Below are 21,500 nucleotides of genomic sequence, written 5' to 3'. Positions count from 1 at the left end.
CTTCTACCGTAGTGCGGATTCCTTGGCGTTCTCTGCGGGGTGTTCGTGGCGGTCCCGCCGGTGGCGGAGGTGCCCGAGGAGGGTGACGACGGCGGAGAGCAGTGCGGACACGGCGACGCCGAGCCAGAGGTCCACCTTCAGGGTCAGGGCACCCACGACGGCGCCGGCCAGGATGAGCGCGATCGCGGCGGAGCGGCGAGCCCAGAAGGGGCTCTTACCACCGGCCAGCCGGGAGTCCGAGGCGAGGCCCGTGATCGTCGAGGTCACCACCACGGTGGTGATCTCGGCGACCTTGAGGCGCTTCGCCGTCGCGGCCTGGATGCCCATCATGGCGGCGAGCACCGACGTCGTGATGCTGCCCAGCACCTCCTGGGCGTGCACGTCGACCAGTGCGACATAGACCGCGAGCGCGGTCAGGCCTACCGTCACCGTGAGGAGGGAGCTCGAGGTCCGGCCCGACCACCCCTCCGGTCCCTTGCGCAGTACACGGCCCGCGAGGGCGGCGCCCACCATGAAGAAGACGAGGGCGAGCGCGGGGCGGAGGATCGGCAGGTCGGCGCCGCCGGCGAAGGCCATCCCGAGGAGGACGACGTTGCCGGTCATGTTGCCCGTGAAGACGCGGTCGAGGCCGAGGTAGCCGACGGCGTCGATCACTCCCGTGGAGAACGTCAGGACCAGCATGAGCCACAGATGGAGGCGATCCGTCGCCACCCGGTTCTTCTTCACGATGTTTTCCTCCGGTAACAACCTTGAAACGAATGTATACGAAGCTTATCGTCGTACTGGCGATTGTATTCAATCCAAACGCTGTGCAGAAGGCAGTTGGATCCCGTCCCTTCGTGAGGAACCCCATGCAGCACCCCACGCACCCCCTGTTCCGACATCCCTTGCGCCCCACACGGCCCGGCAGGGCCGCCGGGCTGCTGGCCGCAGCCGCCATCGCCGTGACAGCCCTGACCGCCTGCCAGCCGATCCAGCCGCTACCGGCCACACCCGTCCGGGAGGACAGCACGGGTGTGCCGATCGGGGAAGCGAGGATCCGCGAGGGAGGCGACCTCGTCATGGCGCTCTCGGCCGAGCCGGACCGCCTCGACCCCACGACGTCGTCGTCCCTCTACACGCGCTACGTCATGCAGACCATGTGCCAGAAGCTCTACGACATCGACGCCGAGGGCGAGCTCGTCCCACAGCTGGCCACGGCCCTGCCGGAGATCTCCGACGACGGCCTGACCGTCACCATCCCCGTGCGTACCGACGCCGTCTTCGCGGACGGCGTGCCGTTCGACGCCGATGCCGTCCGCGCGACCCTCGAGCGCCACCTCACGCTCGAGGGATCCACGCGCAAGAGCGAGCTCGGACCGATCACCGACATCCGCGCCGTCAGTCCGGACCGCGTCCAGATCAGCTACGAGAAGCCCTTCGCGCCGCTCGCCGCCGCGCTCGCGGACCGTGCCGGGATGATGCTCTCCCCCAAGGCCATCGAGGAGAAGGGGGCGGAGTTCGGCAACAGCCCCGTCTGCGTCGGGCCCTTCAAGTTCGTCGACCGCGTACCGCAGACGTCGATCACGGTCGAGCGCGATCCGCTCTTCTACGACGCGGAGAGCGTCCACCTCGACACCATCACCTACCGCATCATCACCGACGCGAACATCCGCGCCGCGAACCTCCGCTCCGGGGACGTCCAGGTGGCCGACACCATCTCCCCGCAGGACGTCGACGCCCTGCTCAAGGAGGACGGCGTGGGTGTCCTGCAGGTCGGCTCGCTGGGCTACCAGGGACTCACGGTGAACGTCGGCAACACCGACGGCGTCGGGGAACCACCGGGCACCATCGACACCCCGATCGCGCAGGAGAAGGCGATCCGCATGGCGCTGTCCATGTCGATCGACCGCGAGGCCCTCGTGAACACCGTCTTCAACAGCTGGTTCGAGCCGGCGTGCTCGCCCATCTCACCGGACAGCCCCTATGCCTCCGAGCTGAGCGAGGACTGCCCACCCTTCGATCCCGAGGGTGCGAAGAAGATGCTCCAGGACGCTGGAGTCGAGACGCCCTACCCCATCCGGATGCAGGTCACCAACACCCCGGACACGCTGCGCTACGGCCAGGCACTGCAGGCTGCGGTCGCCGACGGCGGCTTCGACCTCACCGTGGTGCCGGTGGAGTACTCCACCCTCCTCGACGTGCAGTCACGCGGTGACTTCGAGGCGCTGCAGCTCGGCTGGTCAGGACGCATCGATCCGCACGGCAACATGTTCAATTTCCTCTCGACAGGCGGCGGCAACAACTACTCCGGCTACGGGAACCCGGAGGTGGACCGGCTGCTCACCAGTGCGGCACAGATCAACGACGTCGGGGAGCGCGCGGCCGTCTACGGGCAGGCCGTGGAACTGATCCAGCAGGACAACCCCCTGATCTACCTGTACCGGCAGCGCAACCTCACCGCCTACAGCACCGACATCGCGGGCGTGGAGACGTTCGCCGACGGTGTCGTCCACCTCAGCAACGCCGCATTCATCGAGACGGAGAACTGACATGGGCCGCTACCTCTTCACCCGGCTCTGGCAGTCGGTCGTCACCCTGGTCCTCGCCTCGATCGTCGTGTTCATCGGTGTGCGCCAGCTCCCGGGCGACCCCGCCCTCGCGATGGCGGGGGAGGAGGCGACGCCGGAACAGCTCGCCGCGGTGCGCGCGGAGCTGGGCCTCGACCAGCCACTCGTGGCGCAGTACTTCGCCTTCGTCCGCAACATGTTCCGCGGCGACTTCGGCGAGTCCACCCGCACGGGCACCCCGGTGACCGAGCTGATCGCCACCACGCTGCCGGTCACGCTCTGGCTCTCCGCCTATGCGATCGTCGTGGCGATCGTCGTCGGGATCCTCTTCGGGGTGGTCGCGGAGCGGTTCCGCGGACGCTGGCCCGAGTGGGTCGCGAACGCGTTCGCCCTCATCGGACTCTCCGTCCCCAACTTCTGGCTCGGTATCCTCGCCATCCTCTACCTGGCGGTCACGCTCGGCTGGTTCCCCGCCTCGGGGTACGTGGACGTCCTCTCGGATCCGCTGCGCGGGCTCTACTACCTCACGCTGCCGGCCCTGATCCTGGGCACCGGCCTCGCCGCCGTCATCATGCGGCAGACCAGGGCCTCGATGATCGAGACCATGACCACCGACTACGTGCGGACCGCCCGGGCCAAGGGCCTGGGCCGGGGACGGGTGCTGATGCGCTACGGACTGCGGAACTCGCTCATCGTCGTCGTCACCATCGTGGGCCTGCAGCTCGGCGGACTCATCTCGGGCGCGGTGGTCACCGAGCGCATCTTCGCGCTGCCGGGCTTCGGCAAGCTGACCCTCGACGCCGTCTTCACGCGCGACTACCCCGTCATCCAGGCGGTGGTGCTCATCATCACCGTCAGCTACATCCTGATCAACCTCGCCGTGGACATCCTGTACTCGGTGGTCAATCCCAAGATCCGCGTCGGAGGAGCAAACTGATGGCCGTCGAAACACTGCCCCCCGGAGTAGGCGGCGCCGGGCTCGGCTCCGGTCGTGGCCGCATCTGGTCCTCGCTCCGCTCCAACCCGCTGGGGATCACCGGAGGCATCATGCTCGTCGCCGTCGTCCTGGCGGCGCTCCTCGCCCCGTTCCTCGCGCCCTACCCGCCCACTGAGGTGCACTTCGACACGCCGTTCCAGCGACCCCTCACCGAGGGATTCCCCCTGGGGACGGACGACCTCGGGCGGGATGTCCTCTCCCGCCTGCTGTTCGGCATCCAGACCTCGCTGCAGGTCGGTGTGCTCTCCGTGCTCCTCGCCGTCGTCATCGGGACGCCGCTCGGCCTGCTCGCCGGCTACTCGCGGGGGTTCGACGCCGTCATCTCCCGCGTGACCGACGTCACCCTGGCCTTCCCCTTCCTCATCATCGCCGTCGGGCTCGCCGCGATCAGCGGACCCAGCCTCGGCAACGCGGCCGTCGCGCTCGGCATAGCCCAGATCCCCACCATGATCCGCGTGGTGCGTGGCGAGACGCTGCGCATCAAGGAGAGCGACTTCGTGCTCGGCGCCCGCACGATGGACGCCTCGCCGGCGTGGATCATGATGCGGCACGTGCTGCCGAACGCCACGTCAGCCATCATCGTCCAGGCCACGGTCATCATGCCCGTCGCGGTGATCGGCGAGGCGCTGCTGTCCTTCCTCGGGCTCGGCATCCAGCCACCCACGCCGAGCCTCGGCATCATGCTCTCCGACGCCCAGCAGTACATCTTCCGCGCTCCCAGTGCCGCGATCTTCCCGGGCATCGCGATCGCCGTGATCTGCTTGGCCTTCAACCTGTTCGGTGACGCCCTGCGCGACGCCTTCGACCCGACGAACTCCACCCGAAAGTGACCACGATGACGTACACGCCCCCTCCCTCCTTCACCACCAGGCCGACCCTCCAGGGCACCTTCGGCATGAGTGCATCGACGCACTGGCTCGCCACCGCCTCTGCCCAGGCCGTGCTGGAGCGCGGCGGCAACGCGTTCGACGCCGCCGTCGCCGGTGCCTTCGTCCTGCACGTCGTCGAGCCGCACCTCAACGGTCCCGGCGGGGACATGACCGGCGTCTTCGCCACGGCCGAGGAGCCGGGCCGGCCCGTGGTGCTCATGGGTCAGGGCCCGGCACCGGCCGCCGCGACCCGTGAGCACTACCTCGGGGAGGGCCTCGAGCTCGTCCCGGGTGCAGGGGCCCTCGCCGCGGCGGTGCCCGCGGCCGTCGACGCCTGGCTGATCCTGCTGCGCGACCACGGCACGTGGGAGCTCGAGGACGTGCTGGCCTTCGCGATCGGCTACGCACGCGACGGCCACCCGATCGTCGGCCGCGTGGGAGCGACGATCGCGGCCGTGGCGGACCTCTTCACCGAGCACTGGCCGACGTCGGCCGCCCTCTGGATGCCGGACGGCAGGCCTCCGCGGGAGGGCGAGGTCATCCGGAACGAGGCCTACGCCCGCGTCCTCGGGTCCCTCGTGAGCGCGGCGGCGGACGGCGCCACCCGGACCGAGCGGATCGACGCCGCCCGCCTCGAGTGGCGTACCGGGCTCGTGGCGCAGGCAGCCGCGGAGTTCGTCCGCACGCCCCACCGGCACTCGTCCGGGCTGGACCACGCCGGCGTGATCACGGTCGAGGACTTCGCCGGGTTCGAAGCCGGCTACGAGGCGGCGACCACCTTCGAGTTCCGCGGCCACACCATCGCCAAGACCGGTCCCTGGGGCCAGGGACCGGCCCTGCTGCAGACCCTGGCCATCCTCGCCGGATTCGACGACGAGCGGCTGGATCCGTCCACGGCGATCGGTGCGCACACCATCCTCGAGGCGCAGAAGCTCGCGATCGCCGACCGTGAGGCCTACTACGGCGACGCCGACGTGCCGATGGATTATCTGCTCTCCCCGGACTACGCCGCCGAGCGGCGTGCCCTCATCGGCGACGAGGCGTCCGTCGAGTTCCGGCCCGGGACCGTGCCCGGCCTGACGCCGTTCACCCCGCCGCTGCGCACCGACTACACGCCCCCGGCCCTCGTCGGTGGCAGCGGCTTCGCCGGGGTCGGCGAGCCCACGGTCTCGCGCAGCGGCGAGACGCGCGGGGACACCTGCCACATCGACGTCGTCGACTCGGCCGGGAACATGGTCTCGGCGACGCCGAGCGGCGGCTGGCTGCAGTCCTCACCCGCCATCCCGGAGCTCGGGTTCTGCCTCGGCTCCCGGCTGCAGATGACCTGGCTGGAGGAAGGCGCGCCGTCCACGCTGCAGGCCGGCAAGCGCCCCCGCACCACCCTCACGCCCACGCTCATCCTCAGGGACGGCAAGCCCGTCGTCGCCCTCGGCTCGCCCGGCGGTGACCAGCAGGACCAGTGGCAGCTGCTCTACATCCTCCGCACCGTCGTCGGAGGCTACACGCCGCAGCAGGCCATCGACGCACCGTCCCTCCACACCACGTCCATCCCCGGCTCCTTCTGGCCGCGCACGTGGGAACCGGGCGGCGCCGTCGTCGAGGACCGGCTGGGCGAGGACGTCATCGCGGACCTCGAACGCCGGGGCCACGTCATCACCCGGGCGGGGGACTGGGCGCTCGGCCGGCTCTCCTCCGTCACCAAGGACCACGAAACCGGTGTGCTCTCCGCCGCCGCCAACCCGCGAGGAGCACAGGGCTATGCTGCAGGACGCTGAGAACATCCTCGAAGTCACCGAGCTGGAGGTCGCCTTCGGCGGGACCACCGTCCTGCACCGCGTCGGCTTCTCCATGCGGCGCGGAGAGCGGGTGGCGATCGTGGGCCAGTCCGGCTCCGGGAAATCCACGGCCATCGGCGCCATCCTCCGCCTGCTGCCCGGGAGCGGGCGGATCACCCACGGATCCATCGTGCTCGGCGCAGGCCGCACCAGGGGAGACGTCGTGGACCTCGCCACCGCCACCGAACCGGTCCTGCGCAGCATCCGCGGCCAGCGCGTGGGCCTGGTGCCGCAGGATCCGATGTCCAACCTGAACCCGGCCATGAAGATCGGACCCCAGGTCGCGGACGCGATCGTCGCGAGCCGGCGCGACGTGGCGCGGCCGGACCGCGCGGAGGTGCGGAAGCGGGCGATCGCCCTGCTCACCGAGGCCGGCATCCCCGACGCCGAGCGCCGCTACGGGCAGTACCCGCACGAGTTCTCCGGCGGCATGCGCCAGCGGGTGCTCATCGCCATCGCCCTGGCGGGGGAGCCGGAACTGCTCATCGCGGACGAGCCGACGTCGGCGCTCGACGTCACCGTGCAGCGGCAGATCCTGAACCACCTGCAGTCGCTCGTCGACGCCCGGGGAACGTCCCTGCTGTTCATCACGCACGACCTCGGGCTCGCGGCGGATCGGACCGACCGCATCATCGTGATGTCGGAAGGCCGGATCGTCGAGGTGGGGACCCCCCGCCAGATCCTGCTCGATCCCCAGGAGGAGTACACCAGGCAGCTGGTGGCGGCAGCGCCCTCGGTGGCGGCGGTGCTCGATGCCGAGCCGCTCGTCGACGTCCCGCCCGCGGCGGGTAAGGCGCCGTCGATCCTGGTGGTCGAGAGCCTCGTCAAGGAGTTCGCCCTCCGTGGCCAGCGCGGCAGCACAGTGCGCGCGGTCAACAACGTGTCCTTCGAGGTGGCACGCGGGACCACGACGGCGGTGGTCGGCGAGTCCGGGTCCGGCAAGACAACGGTGGCGCGCATCATCCTCGGCCTGGAGACGGCGTCGTCGGGGGAGGCCCTGATCGACGGCGAATCGCTCACGACCACCCGAGGCGCCCGGCGCCGGGCGCTCCGCCGCAAGGTGCAGCCCGTCTTCCAGGACCCCTACGGCTCCCTCGACCCCACGTACAGCATCGAGCGCCTGATCGACGAGCCGCTGCGCATCTTCGGCGTCGGTGACCGCGGAGGCCGCCAGGCACGGGTCGCCGAACTCCTCGACCAGGTGGCCCTGCCACGCGCCGTCGCCCAGCGTCGGCCGAACGAGCTCTCCGGGGGCCAGCGGCAGCGTGTCGCCATCGCACGGGCGCTCGCCCTCGAGCCGGAGCTGCTCATCTGCGACGAGGCGGTCTCGGCGCTCGACGTGCTCGTGCAGGACCAGATCCTGGCGCTGCTCGCAGACCTGCAGGACAGGCTCGGACTCACCTACCTCTTCATCACGCACGATCTCTCGGTGGTGCGGCAGATCGCCACCGACGTGGTGGTCATGAGATCGGGCGACGTCGTCGAGAGCGGTTCGGTGGACGACGTGTTCAACCGGCCGCGGGCGGACTACACGAAGGAGCTTCTTGGAGCCATCCCGGGCGCGGCGTTTGCGGCCTGAGCAGGACGCCGCTGCGCCGCAGCGCGTCCTCGACGCCATCCGCCGCGACATCATCTTCGGTACGCTGCCTCCCGGCGTCCGGGTCACGGAGGCCGCCCTGGCCGCCAAGTACGGGGTGTCACGCGTGCCCGTGCGGGAGGCGCTGCGTGCGCTGGAGGCCGAGGGTTTCGTGGAATCGAAGCCCTACGCAGGCTCCACGGTGGCGGAGATCCCGCTCGACGACGCCGAGGACCTCTTCGCCGTCCGGCGGGTCATCGAAGCGACGATCGCCCGACGCGCAGCACGTCGGGCGGCAGCGCAGTTCGCAGCCGACGCCCCGAGCACGGAGTGGTTCTCCGCGCGGCGGGCGCTGGCGGACATCCTCGACGACGGCGACCGCGCCGTCGCGGCGGACGCCCTCGCGGACCTGCCCGAACTGAACATCCGCTTCCACCTCGGGGTCGCCGAGCTCAGCGGCAGCGCGTCACTGACCGCCCTGCTGCGCCAGATCTCGGGGAAGATCGAGTGGCTCTACGCCGCCGACGTCGACAACCGCGGGAAGCAGTCGTGGGGTGAGCACCGGCTGATCATCGCGGCGATCGATGCGGGGAACGAGGCCGAGGCGGAGCGGCTGATGGCAGGCCACGTGGAATCCTCGCAGCACGGATACCTGGAGCGGTTCTCCGCCCCGGATCGCGCGCGGGCTACAGGAACGGACGCAGGGGAGCGAGGATGAGTTCGCTGGCGCGGGCCACCAGGTGCCGGCTGTCCCACTCCTCCTTCGTCAGCACGCGGCTGTTGGAGGAGTCCACCTCGAAGATCTTCTCCATGGTCGCGGCGAGCGCCCGGTCGAAGATCTCGAGGTTGATCTCGTAGTTGCCGGTCAGGCTGAGGCGGTCGATGTTGGCCGTGCCGACCGTGCTCCACTCGCCGTCGATCGTCGCCGTCTTCGCGTGGATCATGGAGTTCTGGTACAGCAGGACCTGTACCCCGGCGCCGATCAGGGAGGAGTAGAACCCGCGGGACAGCCAGTCCGAGACCACATGGTTGGAGTCCTCGGGGAGGATCACCCGCACGTCCACCCCGCGGCGGCTCGCCCGCAGCAGGGCGTCGAGGATCTGCCGGTCCGGGATGAAGTACGCCGTCGTGATGAAGATGTGCTTCTCCGCGCGGTTGATCGCATCCAGGTAGACGCCGCGGATCGGGAACACCAGGAACGCCGGGTTGTTGTTGACGGCCCGGATGCGCGGTTCCCAGAACGAGGCGCTGAGGTCGGGGAGTTCGGGGCGGCGCGGGATGGCCCGGATGTTCCAGAAGCTGACGAAGGCCTCCCGGAGCTCCCACACCGACGGCCCCCGCACCTCGAGGTGCGTGTCGCGCCATTTCGTCGCGTATTCCGAGCCGAGGTTGTACCCGCCCACGAACCCCACCTCGTCGTCGACCACGAGTACCTTGCGGTGGTCGAAACCGGTTCCGCGGATGTTGGTGAAGATGATGGACGGGCGGAGCACCGGGAAGCGGTAGGTGTTGACGAGGGGGTGGAACGTGTAGAAGGAGGGGTTGACCACCAGGTTGGCGAAACCGTCGTAGATGAGATAGACGTTCACTCCGCGCTCGGCGGCGCGGTTGACGGCGTCGCGGAACCGGGCGCCGACCTCGTCGCCCTTCCAGATGTAGGTCTCGAGCAGTACCTGGTGCTCGGCCTTGTCGATCGCCCCGATCATGGCGTCGAACAGGTCCTCGCCATAGGTGTACACCGTGGTCTCGGTGTTGCCGATGGTCGTGTGGAACGTGCCGGGCTGGGGGAAGACCGGGCGTCTCGTGCGCTGGCGCTTCTGGTAGGCGTCCACGCCCACGATCCCGGCGATGACCATGGCCTGCGCGGAGAACAGCGCGACCGCCGCTCGTTTCACCGTGCCGCCTGCGAACCCCATGATCGTCCGACGCTTCAACCAACCCATGCGCCCAGCGTATCGCCTCACCGTGGCGCGCGACGGCGTCGCAGGGCCGTCCCTAGTGGCCACCGACCTCGAGCGCCTGTGACACCGCGGACTCCACCCCGGCCAGCCACGGGAAGCCGTGTCCTGGCAGGACCGTCCCCGCCGCGGTCGAGCGCAGGGCCTCGAGAGACCGCAGCGCCGCTGCGGTGTCGGCCGTGGCGGCCCTTGCCACGACCTGCGGACCGGGGTGGCCTGTGTACGGGTCGAGGGTCACGAGGGCGTCCCCGCTGATGACCGAGTCCCGGTCCGGGAAGTGCAGGGCACAGTGGCCCTTGGTGTGGCCCGGCGTCGGGACCACGAGCGGCGAGCCCGGGAGCGCCGCCGCTGCCTCGGGGGTGAGGGGCAGGGTATCGCGAATCCCCTTGACCGTGACGGCTCCCGCCGCGGTCATGCGGAGCAGGCCCGGGACGGCCCGCGGGTACCTCAGCGGGTAGAGGAACGGCGAGCGCTCCCGCTGGTAGCTGTAGGGGTGTGCGGCGATGTGGGCGTCGTCGGGATGGCAGTACACGGGGATGCCGTAGCGCGACCGCAGGTGGTCCGCCGTCCCGACATGGTCGAAGTGCCCGTGGGTCAGGACGATCGCCCGGACGTCCTGCACCGGACGGCCGATCCGGTCGAGAGCTTCCACAAGGAGGCCTTTCGAGCGGGGCAGGCCGGTGTCCACCAGGAGCACGCCGTCGTCGTCCTCCACGAGGTAGACGTTCGTCCTGGCATGCTCGAGGTAGTGGATCCCCGGGGCGATGTCCGTCCTGATCATGCGTCTCCTTCGCTTACGGCCTGACTCCGACCCTAGGCACGCCGGCTCCCGGCAACAAGCGAAGAAGCGGCACCGGTGCGGGGTTCCCATATCCGGCGCCCCTCGCTACGTTGAGAACCGACCGGAGAAGGCACGACGACGGTTCGGCTGCGGCCGCGCGGGCCCGTCCGGGGGCCAGGAGGGTACGGGGATGACCACGGGCATGGGGGAGCACGAGCAGCAGCGCCGGACGTGCGCTGCGTTCCGCTCGACGAGCCTGTCCACCTACGAGCTCTGGCTCCGGTACTTCAGCATCGGCGGGAACGCCGGCGAGGAGGAGATCGACGCCTACCTCTACAGCTCGCTCCTGCTCCCTCCCTTCGAAAGGGACATGCTGGCGCTCGCCGTGAACGAGTACATCGCGGACCTGCCGCCTGCTCCCCGCGCTCCGTACAGCGGCACGGAGCGGCCACGCGGCTAGAGGAGGGTCTGCTGCTCGCCGTCCGCGGTGTCGTCCCCCGGGAGGGGATCGATCAGGTCGGGGCCGTTGTTCCGCACCGAGCCGACGCGGTTCCCGACGACGCGGGGCACGAGGTGCGGGTCCGGGATCGCGTCGAGGAGTTCCTGGACGGCCGGACGCGAGTCGTTGCGCGGATCGAGCCAGTCGCCGCGCAGCGCGGGCGGGACGATCACCGGGGTGCGGTCATGGATCTCCCCGAGGGCGTCGCTGGCAGGGCGCGTGATGATGGTGCAGCTCACCACCCAGGACCCCTGCGGGTGTTCCTCGGAGACCGTCGCGGGGTCCCGCCAGAACTCGTAAAGCCCCGCGAATCCCAGGGGGGCTCCGTCGGCGCCATGGAGGTAGACGGGCGTCTTCGAACCGTCGGCGTTCCTGCGCCACTCGTAGTACCCGTCGGCCGGGACGATCCCGCGGCGCTTGAGTGCTGCGCTTCGGAACGAGGGTTTCTCCAGCACCGTCTCGCTGCGTGCGTTGATCATCCGGGCACCGACGGAGGCCGACTTCGACCAGGACGGGATGAGGCCCCAGCGCGCCGGTTCGAGCCGGCGCGTCAGTTCGCCCGTCTCCGGGTCGAGCCGCTCGACGACGATCTGCACGGTGTCGGTGGGTGCCACGTTCCAGGACGGCTCCACCTCGTCCACGACCGCCTCGTCCACCTCGAAGGCGTCGATGAGGTCCGCCTTGCTGCCTGCGATGACGAAACGTCCGCACATGGCCCGGGTCTCCTGTGTCCTCTGCGGGAAAAGCACCGTGGCCCCGCCGACGACGGGGCCACGGAGGTGCTTCGTGGGCTACTTCTTCTTGCGGTCGAGGATCAGGGACAGTGCGATGCCCACCATCCAGATGTCCTTCGCCACGGACGTGCCGTCCTGCGTGGGGCGGATGCCGTCCTCCTGCGTGAGCTCGGGCGTCCTCAGGTACATCGTCATCATGCCCGCCGACAACGCCAGGAGGCCGAGGCCTGCCAGCCTGCTCGGGATGAAGGGAGCGAGCAGTGCCGAGCCGAGGGTGATCTCCGCCGCGGCGAGGGCCTTGCCGAACTGCTGCGCCTCGAGCTGGCTGAGCTGGGGGAAGGCCTTGGACGCCATGGACTGCAGGTACCCTGCGGACCCCTCGTCCAGGTTCGTCTTCCCGAGGCCGGAGTTCAGGATGAAGGCGCCCGTCGTGAGGCGGAGGGGAATGTGGGTGGGGCGGAATCCCATGATGGTGCCTTTCGCTGCGGGGATGGTGGTTCGTGTGTGAGCCTACGGCCCGTGGTGCCGCCCCGCCAGCCCTGCCGCACGTCCGCTGGGGCTCCTTGCAGATCACGTCCTGCCCGGATTGCGCACGGTGTTCCGCCAAAGTTTTTCGACCTGCCGTGGGGAGTTCACGGAGTTCACCGCTCACCTCTGCTTGTATGGCAGGCAGGCTAGCGAAGACCCATCGGCTATCGGAGTAGGTTTCATGGTCCCCCGGACAGCAGAACACCCTCGGCCCCAGCACTTCCTCCTGCACATGAGCGACACGCACCTCGTCGCGGGGGACGGCCCCCTGTACGGGGCCGTGGACAGCGAGCAACGGCTGCGGGAGGTGTTCGACGACCTCGAGGCGTCCGGCGCCAGGCCGCAGGCGATCGTGTTCACCGGCGACCTCGCGGACAAGGGGGAGCCCGGCGCCTACGCGAAACTCCGGGCCGTCGTCGACCCGGCGGCGGCCCGGCTGGGGGCGGACGTCATCTGGGCCATGGGCAACCACGACGACCGCGCGGCCTTCCGGGTGGGCCTCCTCGACGAGGCGGCGGGCGCGGGGCAGCCGGAGGCTCCGGTGGATGCCGTCCATTTCGTCGACGGACTGCGGATCATCACCATGGACTCGACCGTTCCCGGCCACCACCACGGCGAGTTCACGAGCCGGCAGCTCCGCTGGCTCGCCGCCGAACTCGAGGTGCCGGCCCCCCACGGGACCATCCTGGCCCTGCATCACCCGCCCGTGCCGAGCGTGCAGGATCTCGCGGTGCTCGTGGAGCTGCGCGACCAGCGCTCGCTCGCCGATGTCGTCCGCGGCTCGGACGTGCGTACCATTCTCGCCGGGCACCTCCACTACTCGACGACGGCGATGTTCGCCGGCGTCCCCGTCTCGGTGGCGAGTGCCACGTGCTACACCCAGGACCTGCTGTTCGACGGCGGCGGCAGCCGCGGACGGGACGGTGCGCAGTCCTACAACCTCGTGCACGTCTACGAGGAGACGATCGTCCACTCCGTGGTGCCGGCCGGCCGGCACGAGTCCGTGGGCGAGGTGGTCCCGCGCGAGGAGACCCGGCGCAGGCTCGAGGCCCACGGTGTGACCATCGCCGAGGGCTCCCGCGCCCGGCGGCTCGCTGCGGTGTCGGCCTGACCGGAGCCCGCCCTGCCAGGGCCGTCCAGGAGGTGTGGGCCGTCAGGCGTCCAGCGCCTCGGGGAGCCGCACGCTGAAGAGGGTCCGCGGATCCTGCAGCAGGGCCGGCGGATCGAAGTCCGAGCGCTCCAGCCAGCCGTGCAGGTGCGCCGGGCGCAGCAGCCCGTCCTCGTGCATCAGCACGCGCCCCACGCGCCCCGTCCGGAAGTGTTCGCCGTCGGGGTCGGCGATCGCCACGGCATCGCCGTCCTCGATCGATTCCTCGAACCTGTGCAGCTGGCGTTCCCACTTCGGTGCGGCCCGCCCGCCGGGTGGCTCGGGCGGCATGAGCAGCGTCGCCTGACCCTCCGGAGGATGGGAGGCCGCCCGCCACACCCACAGCCGCCGGCCCTCCGGCTCATCGGGGATCCGCACCTCCTCGGGCTCGGGCCAGTAGTACGGCAGGTCCTCGGGCACACCGGGGAACCGGCTCCGGTAGATCTCCGGGGCCTTCTGGACCAGGTTGGACTGATGGCTCAGGTGGAAGGCCTGCTCGCCGAGCCAGGGCGGCATCGGCACGACCGGATCCTCCAGGACGTGGGGTGCGAACTCGAGGATCTGGCGGTGCGTCGAATCAGCGTGGCCGCGGGACACCCACTCCGCGACCATCGCCAGTCCGTACACCGTCAGGGCCGGCACGTACCCCATCCACATGCGGATGGCGGGGTGCTGCCGCCAGCCGTAATCCGGGATCACGAGGGCGCGAAGCGCCTGCAGCGTCTCGACGCGCTGCTTCCCGAGCCTCGCCTGGTCCAGCGCTCGTGCGCTCGCGGCGAAGTCCGGATAGGGCAGGAAGGTCTGCATGCCGCCAGTCTCGCACGCAGCGGTGACGCCCTGCCGGGCCTCCTAGATCTCCCAGGGCGCCTTGACCGGGAAGTACTTCTCCAGGAAGTCCGTCACCAGGTAGGCCCGTTCCTCGGCCGGGACTTCCGGGAAGCTGCCGTCATTGAGGCAGAAGAAGTCCTGGCTGCGCTTGTCGAGCATCTTGCTCAGGCTCTTCAGCCCGGAGCGCATCGTGGTGTCGACGTACTTGACGCGTGCCATCTCCTGCGTCACGGCCCTGCCGGTCAGCAGGGCGTAGTAGTGGTAGAGCGAGTTGGTGACGGAGATGTTGTCCTTGGCGCGGAAGCGGGAAGCGGCCGTGGCCTCGAACTCCGCGGCGAATTCCGCCTCCATCTCGAGCAGCACGCTCTTGCGCAGGGGAGCGGCGGTGTGCTCGAGGTGCCGGGTGGTGATGCGGCCGAAGCGCTCGTGCAGGAGCCGCCGGTTCACGCGCGCGGCGTTCTCGAACCCGCTGCGCTCGGTGTCGTTCTCGCCGAGCCCAATCCGCGTGTCCGCCTCGATGAACTTGGTGACGCCACCCGGGGAGAAGAACATGTCCGGGGCGACAGGGCGCCCGAAGAACATGTCGTCGTTGGAGTAGAGGAAGTACTCGGAGAGACCCGGGATGTGCTGGAGCTGGGCCTCGACGGCCTGCGAGTTGTGCGTCGGCAGCACGGAGGGGTCCTTGAAGTGCTCCTCCGACCTCACCAGCGTCACCGACGGGTGGTCGGCGAGCCAGGCGGGGCGGTCCGAGTCCGTGGCGATGAAGATGCGGCGGATCCAGGGCGCGAACATGTAGACGGAGCGCAGGGCGTACTTCAGCTCGTCGATCTGCCGGAAGCGCGCTTCGTGGTCGTCGCCCTCGCCGACCACCACGCCCTGCATGCGGGCCGCTCGGGCTGCCCGGTACTCGGGGCTGCTGCCGTCCACCCAGGAGAAGACGAGGTCGATGTCGAAATCGATGTCCGTGGCATGGTCCGCGAACATGTTGTCGATCGTGGGCCAGACCAGGCCGTGGCGTTCCACCTCGCCGCGCACCACCTCGGCGCCCGGCAGGGTGCGCCGCGTCAGGGAATTCTCGACGGGCAGCTCGATGGCCGTCTCGCCGAGCGCCCACAGCTCGATCTGCACTCCTGCGGAAGGGCCGTAGGCAAGGCCCCCGAGGGGTTCGATGCGCGGGCGGAAGAGCCGGAAGATCCGGGCCTTCCTGCTCTTGGAGAGCTCGCCGTCGCTGACCAGGAGCGTGGTGCGGCGCTTCGTGTCCACCGTGCGCGAGTAGAACGGCTCGTCCCGGCAGGCGTCGACCAGTGCGGCGCGGAGCTTCTCGCGGTCGTTCAGGTCGACGGCGATGACGGGGCGCTGGTCGTTCCCGCGGACGAGGAGGAACTCGACCCCGGCCCTGTCGAGGGCTGCGCGGATGAACAGCAGGTCCTCGACCATCGCCTGGTGTGGGGTGCGGTCCTGGTTGATCAGCGTGAAGCGGCGCTTGATCGTGGTGATGTCCGAGCGGCCGTCGAAACGGGCCACCGCTGCGCGAGACGCCGATTCCAGGATCTCGGCTTCATTCTCCGGTTCGGGTGCACCGAAATAAATGTCGTGTTGGGCAGCCGTGTCTGTAATCGGAACCTCCGGAGAGTAGGTGGGTTTGTTCCCCATGATAGGGCCTGCGGGGGTATCCCGGATGCGAGCGAGCACCATACCGCTTCGGACCGGAGGAGTCCAGAGTCCCGGCCGGACGATCAGAGGTTGCTACGACACCCTGCGCACCCGGTCCGCCACCGCGGCCCGTCTCAGCTGCACGGCGATGGCCTTCTCGTAGTAGGTGACGAGCTGTTCGCAGAGCACGGGCCAGGTGCGCCCCTGTACCGAGGCGTGGGCCGCCCGGCCGAAGGCGCGGCGCTTCGCGTCGTCACCGAGCAGGTCGGCGACGGCGGATCGCAGGCCCTGCAGGTCACCCGGTTCGTAGGTCCACCCCGTGCGTGACGGGTCCACGAGGTCGAGGGGCCCGCCCCTGCCCACGGCGACGACAGGGACGCCGGACGCCATGGCCTCCTGGATGGTCTGGCAGAAGGTCTCGGACTCTCCGGGGTGGACGAAGAGGTCGAAGGTCGCGACCATGCGTGCGAGGTCGAGGCCGCTCCGGAAGCCCGCGAAGTGGGCGCCCGGCAGCCGTGCACGAAGGGCCTCCTTCTGGGGGCCGGAACCGATGACGACCAGCCGCGTCCCGGGCATGGCGTCCAGGACGGCGAGATCCTCGACCTGCTTCTCCGGCGCGAGCCGTCCCACGTAGCCGATGATGCGCTCGTGCGGCGCGGCGACGGTCGCACGCCACGCGGCGTCGTACCGCGCGGGGGAGAACCGGTCGGTGTCGACGCCCCGCCGCCACAGGTTGAGCCGCTGCACCCCGCGGGACCGCAGCTGTTCCTGCGCGAAGGAGGACGGCACGAGGGTCAGGGTCGAGGCGTCGTGGATGTTCTCGACGCGCTGCCACAGGAGGGACTCGAGCCAGGGGAACCCGTAGCGCGCGGCGTAGGCCGGGACCTCGGTCTGGTAGACGGAGACCGTGGGGATGCCGAGCTGCTCGCACGCCTGCACGGCACGCCAGCCGAGGACGAAGGGTGAGGCGACGTGGACGACGTCGGGCCCGAACTCGGCGAGGACGCGGCGCACCCGGGCCACGGTGCCCGCGGCGAGGCGTACGTTCGCGTAGCCCGACAGGGGGACGGAGGGCAGCGAGTGGACGGCATAGCCCTCCACCGAGGCAGGCGCCTCGTCGTCGAGCCAGGACGACGACGGCGCGATCACCAGGACCTCGTCACCGCGGCCGCGCAGGTGGGCGAGCACCTTCAGCAGCGAGTGCGTGACCCCGTTCATGTGGGGCAGGAACGATTCTGCGACAACGGCGATCCTCACGCTCCAACCCTCGTCGGCCCGGGCGGAGGGGCGGCCACCGCGGGATGGAGGCCGGGTGAACGTTCGGCGAAATCCGGCGGAGCGCTACTCCCGGTCGGTGCGTCCCTGGTGCGAGCCGTGGGTGAGCTGCCGGGTGAGGGTGTCGATCTGCAGGCCGACGCTCCTGAGCTGGTCCTGGACCTGCGCATCCGATTCAGCCGTCCTCGCCTCCGCCGCGCGCGTCGTCGCCACGTTCTCCACGAGCCAGGAGGCGAAGGCTGCGGTGACCGCGCTGAGGACGCCGATGCCGCCGATCATGAGACCGGCCGCGACGAGGCGTCCTGCGCCCGTGACCGGGTAGTAGTCGCCGTAGCCCACGGACGTGACCGTCGTGAGCGCCCACCAGAGGGCGTCGGGCAGCGTGAGGATGGTCGCGCCGGGAGCATCCTGTTCGACGTCGAGCACCGCGAGCGCACCGGCGTATCCCAGGACCGTCATGGCCGAGACGACGTAGAGGACGATGTGCCCGCGCAGGGCGTCCCCGCCCGAGCGGTTGAGCACGCGCAGCAGGGGAAGGAGCCGCAGGAGGCGGAGGGGCCGCAGCATGGGGAGCAGGAGGATGACGATCTCGTGGAGGTGGCGGACGAACCACCGGCCCGGAGCGTCGGCGAGCACGAGGTTCGCCACGTAGTCCACGAGGAACAGGGCCCAGGTGGCCCAGATGACGCCTTCGAGGGCACGGCCGACGGAGGGCGGGGGATCCGCCGTGACCTGGATGGAGTACGCCACGAGGTACATCACCGCGGCGATGATCAGGGGCACCTCCGTGCGTCGCCGCCACCGGCCCTGGGTCATCGGACCCTGCGTCATCGGACCCTGCGTCATCGGACTCTGCTCATCTCGCGGTGCTCCTCGATAGGGCGCCTCCGCGCCGGAATCCTCAAGCCTACGGAGTGGCACGCGTCCGTGCAGTCAGTACTGCCGGTAGAGCTCCCCGACCGGCACCCCGTCCTGCAGCCGGTTGCCCGGACCGGGGAGGGGACAGGCCCACTCCTCGTCGTAGGCGCAGGAGGGGTTGTAGGCGAAGTTCAGGTCGACCACGAGGCTGCCCGCGGGGCGCCCCTCGCCGAGGTGCGCGCCCTTGATGGTGTCCAGGACGTAGCGTCCGCCCCCGTAGGTGCCGCCGGGCTTCCCCGCCGTGCCGTCGTGCAGCGGCAGGAAGAGCCCGCCGCCGTAGGACGCGAGCTTCCAGAGCGCAAGTTTCCCCAGCCCCGGCAGCAGGACCGTGCCGAGGCGGCGGAAGGGTACGACGCCGTCCGTGCCGGTCGCGACATCCATCACCTCGCCCGCGCCGTCGTCGTCCACGAGTGCCTCGAAACGGAACGCCGGATCGTAGGGCGCCACGGCGAGCCCGGCGAAGGCCGCCCTCGCGCGGTCGTCGAGTGCGGACGCCGGATGGTCGCGGAACAACCCGTCACGGCCCGTCCGCCACAGCGCATGGGCCGCCTCCGGCGACTCGGACACCGCCCGCGCGCGCACGTCGTCGTACAGGCCGAACACACGCCGTCGCCAGTCGGCGGTGGCCAGTGCAGTGGTAAGAGCGGTCATCGTGTCAGGCTACCGCCGGTAAGCCCGTCATGAGGCCGGGAGGAAGGGAAGGAAGCGGTTGCCCCGGCGTACTGTAGCGGGGTGACCCTCGGCATCTTCTGCATCGTGCTGGCCTCCGTCCTCGTCGGGGCGGTCGCGCAGCGCATCGCCGGGCTCGGGTTCGCCCTGCTGATCGCGCCGTTCCTGGTGATCATCCTCGGGCCCCACGCAGGAGTGCTGCTCGTCAACATCTGCGGGGTCGTCTCCTCCACGATCATCGTCGGCAGGGTCTGGAAGGACATCGACTGGAGCATGTTCCGCTGGCTGGTGTTCCCCTCCCTGTTGGGGTCCATCCCGGGGTCGTTCCTCGCGGTGGCCATCCCGTCCGCGCCGCTGTCGGTGACCGTCGGCGCCGTCGTCCTCCTCGCCCTGACCATCTCCCTGGTGCTCCAGCGCTCGGACGTCGTCCTGCGCGGGAACGCGCCGAAGGTCGTTGCGGGCTTCACGGCTGGCCTCACCAACTCGATGGCCGGGGTCGGCGGCCCGGCCGTGAGCGCCTACGCCGTCCTCTCCCGGTGGCCGCAGCGCCCGTTCGCGGCGACGCTGCAGCCCTTCTTCGTCTGCATCGGGAGCGTCACGCTGGTCGCGAAGCTGCTGCTCGACCCGTCGCAGGCCCCGGTCCTGGCGCCGTGGATGTGGGTCGCGATCGGGCTGGCCATCGTGGGTGGGATCGTCGCCGGCGAGAAGCTCGGGCGCTTCGTCCGCGACCACCAGGCGCGGCTGTTCGTGGTCGTGATCGCGTTCGTGGGCGCGGCCTTCGCCGTCGTCAAGGGTCTCGTGGACCTGCTGGGGTGACCGGCGACACCCCGCCGCAAGCGCTGTCCGCCCCGCGTCGCTCGGTGTCCGCGGCCCCTGCCGATGGCACCATGGAAGGGATGAGACTCCCCACCAAACCCCGTGCCCTTCCCATGCCCCTGTGGCTGCAGGGGGTCCTCGAACTCGGCCAGGCCGCCGTGATCTCGGCGCTGCTCGTGGTCCTCCCGATCGCCGCGGTCTGGCTCACCGGCGGATTCGCGGACCGCTCACCCGAGTCGGCGGCCCGCCTGGCCGGCCAGGGATGGCTGGTGATGCACGGGGTCCCGCTCGTCCTCCGGTTCCCGGCGGGAGTAGCCGGAGCGGATGCCGTGTCGGGACTGATGCACGTGATACCGCTCGGCCTGGTCCTCGTGCCGTTGCTCCTGGCCTGGCGCGCCGGACGGCGGCTCGCGCGGGCCTCCTACACGGACCAGTTGTGGCAGGCGCTCCTCGGGGCCCTGCTCACCTACGCGGCGATCGGTGCGGGCGTGGCCTACGTGTCCGCGACCCCGGACGCCTCGGCGTCCCTCGTCGCGGGGGCCCTGATCCCGCCGGTTTCCGCCGGGATCGGCCTGATCACCGGCGCCTACCGCGAAGCGGGGGCGTGGAGTCGACTGGTCGGCGTCGACTTCGCCGCGTGGGTGGGCCGTACCAGCCAGCACTCCCGCTGGGCGGGGTCCTACATGTGGTCGATCCTCCGCTCGGGCTTCCTCGCGGTGTTGGTCGCCGCCGGCCTGTCGGCTGCGTTGCTCGCGGTCGCGATAGGGCTCAACTGGGCCGGGATCGCCGCGATCTACGAGCGGATCGACGGCGGGATCGCCGGCGCCACCGTGGTGACCCTCGTGCAGCTCGGGCTCCTGCCCAACCTCGCCCTCTGGACCATGTCCTGGTCCACAGGAGCGGGATTCGCGCTCGGCACGGGGAGCTCCCTCACGCCGCTCGCCAGTACCGTGGGTCCGCTGCCCGCCCTGCCCATCCTCGGAGCACTGCCGGCAGGCACGCTCGAGTACGGCTACGCTGCGCTGGCCATCCCCGTCCTCGCCGGGCTTCTCGCGGGCTGGTGGTTCTTCCGGGAGGGGGAGAACCACTTCGACGAGTGGCTCGTCCTCCACAGCAGCCGGCGCTGGCTGACCTCGGCGGCCTCGACCCTGGCGCTCGCCGGCCTCATCGGCATCACCGCGGGCCTGTGCGGCGCCGTCGTCGCCCTCGCCTCCCGTGCCTCCCTCGGCCTCGGACGCTTCACCGACCTCGGGCCCGATCCGCTGGCTGTCGGCCTCTGGCTCGCCGCCGAAGTCGCGGTCGGAGCCGTCCTCGGCCACGCCGTCGGGCCGCTGCTCGAGCGGGAGCCCAGGCGCCGCTGAGCCTCTCCGCCCGGCCGGGACTACCGGCCGAAGCCCTCGAGGTTCCGTAGGCCTTCCTCGCACTCCTTCTGTGCCTGCAGAGTCAGGGCGCGGGACATGCAGTCCTCGTAGTTCTGCGTGACGGGCCAGAGGAGCACCGACGCTCCGGTGCCCGCCGCGAGGAAGAGGGCTGCCGCGAGGCCGAGGGCCGTCGCGAGTACAACGAGCCGGGGGAGTTTCGCGCTGATCGCCTTGACGAGCGCGACCACGCCGGTCGCCAGTGCGAGGACCGACAACACGAGCGCGAGGACCTTCCAGGGGAGCACCAGGCCGCTCGTCAGGACGCCGCCGAGCAGTGCCGCGAGGAACAGGCGCAGCCACAGACCCGCGGACGCAGCCTGCGCGGACCGTGCGTCGTCGGGGCCCTTCTGCCCGGACCCGGTACTACCCCGCCGGCCCTGTCCGGTGCCCTGCTGCGTCATCGTTCCTCCCTCGCCATGGTTCAACCCTAGGCGAGCAGCGACCTAA

21 protein-coding genes are annotated in these 21,500 nt (G+C 70.3%); 10 read left to right on the top strand and 11 right to left on the bottom strand.

From position 1 onward, the window contains the following. Positions 1–3 precede the first annotated feature (3 nt). A complete protein-coding gene (locus AC1MFI_RS01230) occupies positions 4–726 on the bottom strand; it encodes a YoaK family protein (protein WP_479818991.1) in 723 nt (240 codons plus the stop codon). A 125-nt stretch (positions 727–851) separates the two neighbouring features. Between AC1MFI_RS01230 and AC1MFI_RS01225 the strand changes: the two genes are divergently transcribed. From AC1MFI_RS01225 to AC1MFI_RS01200, 6 genes are read left to right on the top strand one after another with little or no spacing between them, the layout of a single operon-like run. Then, positions 852–2,531 (top strand): ABC transporter substrate-binding protein, encoded by a 1,680-nt coding sequence (locus AC1MFI_RS01225; RefSeq protein WP_479818990.1) that lies wholly within the window; start codon positions 852–854, stop codon positions 2,529–2,531. 1 nt (position 2,532) lies between these two features. Beyond that, positions 2,533–3,486 carry an ABC transporter permease gene (locus AC1MFI_RS01220; protein WP_479818988.1) on the top strand — a complete coding sequence of 318 codons (954 nt, stop codon included), beginning with the start codon at positions 2,533–2,535 and terminating at the stop codon, positions 3,484–3,486. After that, the gene (locus AC1MFI_RS01215; protein ID WP_479818987.1) at positions 3,486–4,376 is read left to right on the top strand and encodes an ABC transporter permease; all 891 of its coding nucleotides are present in this window, start codon (positions 3,486–3,488) and stop codon (positions 4,374–4,376) included. Before AC1MFI_RS01220 ends, AC1MFI_RS01215 begins: the two co-directional genes overlap by 1 nt. A 5-nt stretch (positions 4,377–4,381) precedes the next feature. After that, positions 4,382–6,190 carry a gamma-glutamyltransferase family protein gene (locus AC1MFI_RS01210; RefSeq protein WP_479818985.1) on the top strand — a complete coding sequence of 603 codons (1,809 nt, stop codon included), beginning with the start codon at positions 4,382–4,384 and terminating at the stop codon, positions 6,188–6,190. After that, positions 6,174–7,829 (top strand): dipeptide ABC transporter ATP-binding protein, encoded by a 1,656-nt coding sequence (locus AC1MFI_RS01205; RefSeq protein WP_479818983.1) that lies wholly within the window; start codon positions 6,174–6,176, stop codon positions 7,827–7,829. The genes AC1MFI_RS01210 and AC1MFI_RS01205 overlap by 17 nt, the downstream gene beginning before the upstream one ends. Then, positions 7,795–8,544: a GntR family transcriptional regulator gene (locus AC1MFI_RS01200; protein ID WP_479818981.1), complete on the top strand. Its 750-nt coding sequence runs from the start codon at positions 7,795–7,797 to the stop codon at positions 8,542–8,544. The genes AC1MFI_RS01205 and AC1MFI_RS01200 overlap by 35 nt, the downstream gene beginning before the upstream one ends. Here the strand turns inward: AC1MFI_RS01200 and AC1MFI_RS01195 are convergent. Beyond that, positions 8,513–9,769 (bottom strand): phospholipase D-like domain-containing protein, encoded by a 1,257-nt coding sequence (locus AC1MFI_RS01195; protein WP_479818979.1) that lies wholly within the window; start codon positions 9,767–9,769, stop codon positions 8,513–8,515. The two genes, AC1MFI_RS01200 and AC1MFI_RS01195, sit on opposite strands and share 32 nt — an antisense overlap. Positions 9,770–9,821: 52 nt before the next feature. Beyond that, complete coding sequence (locus AC1MFI_RS01190; protein ID WP_479818977.1) at positions 9,822–10,565, bottom strand: MBL fold metallo-hydrolase; 744 nt, start codon at positions 10,563–10,565, stop codon at positions 9,822–9,824. A gap of 190 nt (positions 10,566–10,755) precedes the next feature. On the opposite strand from AC1MFI_RS01190, the gene AC1MFI_RS01185 reads away from it, so the two are divergent. Further along, positions 10,756–11,025 carry a hypothetical protein gene (locus tag AC1MFI_RS01185; RefSeq protein ID WP_479818975.1) on the top strand — a complete coding sequence of 90 codons (270 nt, stop codon included), beginning with the start codon at positions 10,756–10,758 and terminating at the stop codon, positions 11,023–11,025. Here AC1MFI_RS01185 and AC1MFI_RS01180 read toward each other — a convergent pair. Further along, the gene (locus AC1MFI_RS01180) at positions 11,022–11,777 is read right to left on the bottom strand and encodes an SOS response-associated peptidase (RefSeq protein WP_479818973.1); all 756 of its coding nucleotides are present in this window, start codon (positions 11,775–11,777) and stop codon (positions 11,022–11,024) included. The two genes, AC1MFI_RS01185 and AC1MFI_RS01180, sit on opposite strands and share 4 nt — an antisense overlap. Positions 11,778–11,855: 78 nt before the next feature. Next, complete coding sequence (locus AC1MFI_RS01175) at positions 11,856–12,266, bottom strand: hypothetical protein (RefSeq protein ID WP_479818971.1); 411 nt, start codon at positions 12,264–12,266, stop codon at positions 11,856–11,858. Between the two features lie 292 nt (positions 12,267–12,558). Here AC1MFI_RS01175 and AC1MFI_RS01170 point away from each other — a divergent pair, with 292 nt between their 5' ends. Continuing rightward, on the top strand, positions 12,559–13,437 hold the full coding sequence (locus AC1MFI_RS01170; protein WP_479818969.1) for a phosphodiesterase: 879 nt from the start codon (positions 12,559–12,561) through the stop codon (positions 13,435–13,437). A gap of 42 nt (positions 13,438–13,479) precedes the next feature. Here AC1MFI_RS01170 and AC1MFI_RS01165 read toward each other — a convergent pair whose 3' ends face one another. From AC1MFI_RS01165 to AC1MFI_RS01145, 5 genes are all read right to left on the bottom strand, one after another. Next, a complete protein-coding gene (locus tag AC1MFI_RS01165; RefSeq protein ID WP_479818968.1) occupies positions 13,480–14,280 on the bottom strand; it encodes an MSMEG_6728 family protein in 801 nt (266 codons plus the stop codon). A 42-nt stretch (positions 14,281–14,322) separates the two neighbouring features. Beyond that, positions 14,323–15,954, bottom strand: a complete 1,632-nt coding sequence (locus AC1MFI_RS01160; RefSeq protein WP_479818966.1) for a stealth family protein — start codon at positions 15,952–15,954, stop codon at positions 14,323–14,325. 93 nt (positions 15,955–16,047) lie between these two features. Beyond that, on the bottom strand, positions 16,048–17,211 hold the full coding sequence (locus tag AC1MFI_RS01155) for a glycosyltransferase family 4 protein (protein ID WP_479818964.1): 1,164 nt from the start codon (positions 17,209–17,211) through the stop codon (positions 16,048–16,050). A gap of 84 nt (positions 17,212–17,295) precedes the next feature. Continuing rightward, positions 17,296–18,075 carry a potassium channel family protein gene (locus tag AC1MFI_RS01150; RefSeq protein ID WP_479818963.1) on the bottom strand — a complete coding sequence of 260 codons (780 nt, stop codon included), beginning with the start codon at positions 18,073–18,075 and terminating at the stop codon, positions 17,296–17,298. A gap of 87 nt (positions 18,076–18,162) precedes the next feature. After that, positions 18,163–18,798 carry a DUF1684 domain-containing protein gene (locus tag AC1MFI_RS01145; RefSeq protein ID WP_479818961.1) on the bottom strand — a complete coding sequence of 212 codons (636 nt, stop codon included), beginning with the start codon at positions 18,796–18,798 and terminating at the stop codon, positions 18,163–18,165. Positions 18,799–18,879: 81 nt separating this feature from the next. Between AC1MFI_RS01145 and AC1MFI_RS01140 the strand changes: the two genes are divergently transcribed. After that, complete coding sequence (locus AC1MFI_RS01140; RefSeq protein ID WP_479818959.1) at positions 18,880–19,632, top strand: TSUP family transporter; 753 nt, start codon at positions 18,880–18,882, stop codon at positions 19,630–19,632. A gap of 80 nt (positions 19,633–19,712) precedes the next feature. Then, positions 19,713–20,993, top strand: coding sequence for a cell division protein PerM (locus AC1MFI_RS01135; protein WP_479818957.1), 1,281 nt, complete (start codon positions 19,713–19,715; stop codon positions 20,991–20,993). A 20-nt stretch (positions 20,994–21,013) separates the two neighbouring features. Here AC1MFI_RS01135 and AC1MFI_RS01130 read toward each other — a convergent pair whose 3' ends face one another. Further along, positions 21,014–21,454, bottom strand: a complete 441-nt coding sequence (locus tag AC1MFI_RS01130; protein ID WP_479818955.1) for a hypothetical protein — start codon at positions 21,452–21,454, stop codon at positions 21,014–21,016. Between the last annotated feature and the right edge of the window lie 46 nt (positions 21,455–21,500).

The sequence above is a fragment of the Arthrobacter sp. BC5 genome (assembly GCF_056680255.1).
The sequence above is the reverse complement of the archived record's forward strand: the minus strand, read 5'-3'. Positions and strand labels throughout refer to the sequence as shown.